The sequence below is a fragment of the Guyparkeria sp. genome, from assembly GCF_041687595.1.
In the GTDB taxonomy this organism is placed as follows: Bacteria; Pseudomonadota; Gammaproteobacteria; order Halothiobacillales; family Halothiobacillaceae; genus Guyparkeria.
In genome coordinates this window covers 1-5,851 of the sequence record NZ_JAWLBP010000001.1, presented here as the reverse complement: position 1 = coordinate 5,851, position 5,851 = coordinate 1, and the positions used below count along the sequence as shown (strand labels likewise).

Below are 5,851 nucleotides of genomic sequence, written 5' to 3'. Positions count from 1 at the left end.
GCTGCCGCCTTCGCGATAGTGGGGCTCGGGTGCCTGACCGTGGCCTTGGTTCTGGCGTACTGGGCCTATCGGTGGATCCGGTGAATGGAGCCACGCAACGGCTGCGCGAGCGCGCGTATCGACAGGATCGCGGCGATGACCGCGAGATGCCACCCGACGAGGCGTTGCGACTGGCAAAGTTGCGCCTGACGCTTTCCGGCGCGGCGCTGGACGACCTGGTCAGTGTCGGTCGTCAGGTCGCGGCGACCGGTATCTCGCATCACCCTTGGGTCTCGCTGGCTGCGGCCTTCGCCGCCGGTGGTCTGACCGAGCGCGGCGGTGGCGCGGGCACGGTCGGGCGGGCTATCTGCCTGCTGGCCGAGGTCCGCTTTCTGTCCCGACGTGCGGGAGCGTCGGTCTGCCGTCGCCGTGACCGGTTCTGAGCGGCAGGATGCCCGCCGGAGCCGAGAGGACGTGACGGCATGTCCGAACCCCATACCCGCCTGACGCTGTCCGATCCGGATGAGCCACGCAATCTGGGTCAATTGCTGGCCCGTATCGCTTCCGTGGCCGCCGGGAGCGAGCGGGTTTACCTGAGCAGCATCATCGATGCGCTGGGAACGCGCTCCTTCGGCCCCTTTCTCCTCCTCATCGGCGTACTTCTCGTCTCGCCGATCAGCGGTATCCCCGGCATGCCCACCACCATGGGCATCGCACTGCTTCTTACCTCCCTGCAGATGCTGTTCGGCCGAAAGTCGTTCTGGCTGCCTCGCTGGCTGCTGGCCCGTTACGTGGCCAGTGACCGGCTGGTGAAAGCGCTCGGCTGGTTGCACCGTCCGGCTCGTTACGTCGACTGGTTTCTCCGGCCGAGGCTGACCTTCCTCGTCGCGAACGGGGGCGCAGTGGGCATCGCGGTGATATGCAGCGTGCTGGCTCTCATGATGCCGCTGATGGAGGTGGTGCCATTTTCCGCCACGGCGGCGGGATTGAGTGTGGTCCTTTTTGGCCTGGCAATGGTGGCGTTCGACGGGGTGTTCGTCGTGCTCGCCGTGACGTATCTGGCGGCCGTCGGCGGGCTTGCGCTCGCCGGTCTGACCTGACCCGGTCGCCCCCGGCTCGGTTGGGTTCGTGACCGTCGACGGCTCGCGCCGTGTCAGTCCTGTCGCACGCAGTCGATGAAGTAGCGGATCCCATCCTCGGTCTCCTCGGCGACCAGTCCGTGCACGTCCGTCTCGAAGCCGGGCATCTGCCGGTTGAAGTGCCGCACGAAGCGCAGGTACTCGACGATGCGTGCGTTGAAGCGCTCGCCGGGGATCAGCAGGGGGATGCCGGGCGGGTAGGGCGTGACCAGTGAGGCGGTGACCCGCCCTTCGAGGTCGTCGATCGCGACGCGCTCGATCTGCTTTCTCGCCATCTTCGACCAGGCATCCGCCGGGCGCATGGCCGGCTCGATGTTGGAGATGTACATCTCGGTGGTCAGCTTGGCCACGTCGTGCTCGCGGTAGACGGCGTGCAGCCGCTCGCAGAGATCGCGCAGACCGACGCGCTCGTAGCGCGGGTGCTTGTTGACGAACTCCGGCATGATCCGCCACAGCGGCTGGTTGCGCTGGTACTCGTCCTTGAACTGCTGCAACGCGGTCAGCAGCGTGTTCCAGCGGCCCTTGGTGATGCCGATCGTGAACATGATGAAAAAGCTGTAGAGCCCGGCCTTCTCCACCACGACTCCGTGCTCGGCGAGATAGCGGGTGACGACCGCCGCCGGGATGCCCCAGTCGTGGAAATCGCCGTCGACGTCCAGACCGGGCGTGATGATGGTCGCCTTGATCGGATCGAGCATGTTGAAGCCGGTCGGCACCCGGCCGAAGCCGTGCCAGCGATCGTCCTCGTGCAGCATCCAGTCGTCGCGCGTGCCGATGCCTTCCTCGGGGATCGAATCCGGGCCCCAGACCTTGAACCACCAGTCCTCGCCGTACTCGGCGTCCACCTTCTGCATGGCACGGCGGAAATCCATTGCCTCGAAGATCGATTCCTCGACCAGCGCGGTACCCCCCGGCGGTTCCATCATCGAGGCGGCCACGTCGCAGGAGGCGATGATCGCGTACTGCGGGGAGGTCGACGAGTGCATCAGGTAGGCCTCGTTGAAGACATCCTGATCGAAGCGTTCCTTCTTGCAGTCCTGCACCAGCACCTGGGAGGCCTGCGACAGGCCCGCGAGCAGCTTGTGGGTCGACTGGGTCGAGTAGATCACCGAGTCCTCGCAGCGGCGCCGGTCGGCGCCGATGGCGTGGTAGTCGCCGTAGAAGTCGTGGAATGCCGCGTGCGGCAGCCAGGCCTCGTCGAAGTGGAGGCATTCGACGAAGCCGTCGAGCTCGTCCTTGATCTCCTCGACGTTGTAGAGAATGCCGTCGTAGGTCGACTGGGTGATGGTGAGGATCTTGGGCTGCTGATCCTCAACCTGTCCGGCGAACGGATGTTCGGCGATCTTCTTCCTGATGTTTTCCTTGGAGAATTCGCTACGCGGGATCGGGCCGATGATGCCGTAGTGGTTGCGCGTCGGCATCAGGAACACCGGGATGGCACCCGTCAGGATGATCGAATGCAGGATCGACTTGTGGCAGTTGCGATCGACCACTACCACGTCACCCGGCGCGACGTTCGAGTTCCACACCATGCGGTTGGAGGTCGAGGTGCCGTTGGTGACGAAAAAGAGGTGGTCGGCATTGAAGATGCGCGCGGCGTTGCGCTCCGAGGCGGCCACCGGACCGGTGTGATCGAGCAGCTGCCCCAGTTCGTCGACGGCATTGCAGACATCCGCGCGCAGCAGGTTCTCGCCGAAGAACTGGTGGAACATCTGCCCGACCGGGCTCTTGAGGAAGGCCACCCCGCCGGAATGCCCCGGGCAGTGCCAGGAGTACGAGCCATCGGCGGCGTAGCCGGTCAATGCGCGGAAGAAGGGCGGGGCGAGAGAGTTGAGGTAGCTGCGCGCCTCGCGGATGACGTGGCGAGCGACGAACTCGGGCGTGTCCTCGAACATGTGGATGAAGCCGTGCAGCTCCTTGAGCACGTCGTTGGGCAGGTGCCGGCTGGTACGCGTCTCGCCGTAGAGGAAGATCGGGATGTCCGCGTTGCGAAAGCGGATTTCCTGGATGAAGTTGCGCAGCTGGACGATCACTTCCAGCGACTCGTCGACCGGCTCGTTCCCCCCGTGGAATTCCTCGTCATCGATCGAGATGACGAAGGCGGACACCCGTGCCTGCTGCTGGGCGAAGGCGGCCAGGTCCACATAGCTGGTCACGCCGAGAACTTCCTGGCCCTCGGCGCGGATGGCGTCGGCCAGCGCACGAATACCCAGACCGGAGACGTTCTCGGAACGAAAATCCTCGTCGATGATGACGATGGGGAAGCGGAAGATCATGGGAGTGGCAACCTCGGGACCCGCAAGTGGTTGATCAGACGACGAACCGGGTCGGATCATGCTGTCGGATCCGGCCCTTGCCGCCAATGGCAAAACCCGAGGTTGAACCCCGGGCGAAACGGCCTCGATTCTACACCATACTGTTGTATCGAGCGGGTCGACAAAGCTCGGCGGATCGCGGCGGAACGGCTTGCGGGCCAATCGGCCCGATGATTGTTGGTGGGCTGCGGCACGGGTTCGGAACGGTTCAACCCGACGGACGCTTTCAGTCAGTTCAGGGGTTCCTCGAGGAGCAGGTATGGCGGAACGATCAGATCAGTCGACCGACTGGCACAGTCTGGGCAGCGAGGAGGCGTTGGCCAAGGTCGACAGTACCGAAGACGGGCTGAGCCAGACCGAGGCGGATCGCCGCCTGGAGACGCATGGCCCCAACCGCCTGCCTGCCGGTAAACGACGTGGTCCGGCAGCGCGCCTTGCCGCGCAGTTCAACAACCTGCTGATCCAGGTGCTTGTCGCAGCGGCGGTGGTCACCGCCTTGCTGGGCCACTGGATCGATACCTGGGTGATCCTCGGTGTGGTGGTAGTCAATGCCGTGATCGGTTTTGCCCAGGAAGGCAAGGCCGAGCAGGCGCTGGAGGCCATCCGGCACATGCTCTCGCCGCGGGCCTCAGTCACCCGGGATGGCAAGCGGCGCACTATGCCGGCCGAGGAGCTGGTTCCCGGTGACGTGGTGCTGATCGAGCCCGGAGACAAGGTGCCGGCCGACCTGCGGCTGCTGCGGGCGCGCAACCTGCGCATCCAGGAGGCCGTGCTGACCGGCGAATCGGTGGCCGTGGAAAAGGCGGTCGAGGCGGTCGATCCGGATGCCGACCTGGGCAATCGTGCCGGGATGGCGTATTCCGGGACGCTGGTGGCAGGTGGGCAGGGCGTCGGCGTGGTGGTGGCGACCGGTGCGGACACGGAAATCGGTCGCATCAGCGGCATGCTTGCGGACGTCGAGTCCATGACGACACCACTGCTCGAACAGATGGATCGCTTCGCCCGGCTATTGGCTATCGTGATCGTCGGCATCGCAGCGGCCGTGTTTGCATACGGATTTTGGTGGCAGCACCTCGAGGCCACCGAGATGTTCATGACGGTGGTCGGTCTGGCCGTGGCCGCGATTCCCGAGGGACTGCCGGCCATCCTGACGGTCACGCTGGCCATTGGTGTTCAGCGCATGGCCGGGCGCAATGCCATCATTCGACGTCTGCCGGCGGTGGAGACGCTTGGGTCGGTTTCGATCATCTGTTCGGACAAGACGGGCACGCTCACTCGCAACGAGATGACCCTGCGCACCGTGGTCACGGCGGGAGAGGTGTTCACCGCGAGTGGGGCGGGTTATGACCCGCATGGTGGTTTTTCCGCCGACGGAGCCGAGGTCGACCCGGAGAACTGTCCGGCGTTGAAGGAGGCCGTTCGAACTGCCGCGCGGTGCAACGACGCATCCCTGCAGCGCCAGGGCGACCAGTGGCAGGTCGATGGCGACCCGATGGAGGGGGCGCTTCTCGTCGCTGCAATGAAGGCAGGGCTGGATCTCGAGGGGGAGGACGACCGCCTGCCGCGGATCGACGTCATTCCCTTCGAGACCGAGCACCGGCTGATGGCCACCCTGCATCACGATCACGAGGGACAGGGCTACGTCTTCGTCAAGGGCGCGCCCGAGCGCATTCTCGATCTCTGCGGCGAGCAGCGGGACGGGCAAGGCGGGACCGAGCCGCTCGACCGTTCGTACTGGGAAGACGAGGTCGAGAGTATCGCCGCCGAAGGGCAGCGGGTGCTCGGTATCGCCGTGCGGTCGGTGTCTGGCGATCACCGCGAACTGAGCTATGACGATCTCGAGGATGACATGGTCTTCCTTGGACTGCTCGGCCTGATGGATCCGCCGCGCGACGAGGCGATCCGGGCCGTGCAGGACTGCCGCACGGCCGGCATCCGGGTCAAGATGATCACCGGTGACCACGCCCTGACGGCTGGGGGTATCGCGCGACAACTCAAGCTTGAGAACACCGACGAGGTGATCACCGGACACCAGATCGACCAGCTCGACGACGAGGAATTGGCCCGCAAGGTGATGAACGTCGACGTGTTCGCCCGGACCACGCCCGAGCACAAGCTCCGCCTGGTGACGGCGTTGCAAGCGCAGGGGCAGGTCGTGGCGATGACCGGTGACGGCGTGAACGATGCACCGGCCCTCAAGCGCGCCGACGTGGGCGTGGCCATGGGGCGTGGCGGTACCGAGGTCGCCCGGGAGGCTGCCGAGATGGTGCTTGCCGACGACAACTTTGCCTCGGTCGCGCGTGCCGTCCGGGAAGGACGCACGGTCTACGACAACCTGAAAAAGGCCATTTTGTTCCTGCTGCCGGTCAATGGCGGTGAATCGCTGGCGATCCTGATCGCGGTGATGGTCGGACTGAC

At 65.3% G+C, this 5,851-nt stretch carries 4 protein-coding genes; 3 read left to right on the top strand and 1 reads right to left on the bottom strand.

What is annotated here, in order from left to right; all coding sequences use genetic code 11:
- Window positions 1-80 precede the first annotated feature (80 nt).
- Window positions 81-422: a hypothetical protein gene (locus ACESL5_RS00020; protein WP_372590727.1), complete on the top strand. Its 342-nt coding sequence runs from the start codon at window positions 81-83 to the stop codon at window positions 420-422.
- Window positions 423-461: 39 nt separating this feature from the next.
- Window positions 462-1,079, top strand: coding sequence for an exopolysaccharide biosynthesis protein (locus ACESL5_RS00015; protein WP_372590726.1), 618 nt, complete (start codon window positions 462-464; stop codon window positions 1,077-1,079).
- Between the two features lie 53 nt (window positions 1,080-1,132).
- On the opposite strand, the gene ACESL5_RS00010 is transcribed toward ACESL5_RS00015, so the two are convergent.
- Window positions 1,133-3,394: an Orn/Lys/Arg decarboxylase N-terminal domain-containing protein gene (locus tag ACESL5_RS00010; protein ID WP_372590725.1), complete on the bottom strand. Its 2,262-nt coding sequence runs from the start codon at window positions 3,392-3,394 to the stop codon at window positions 1,133-1,135.
- A gap of 298 nt (window positions 3,395-3,692) precedes the next feature.
- On the opposite strand from ACESL5_RS00010, the gene ACESL5_RS00005 reads away from it, so the two are divergent.
- Window positions 3,693-5,851 (top strand): cation-translocating P-type ATPase (locus tag ACESL5_RS00005; protein WP_372590724.1); only part of this gene is annotated, 2,159 nt, incomplete at its 3' end.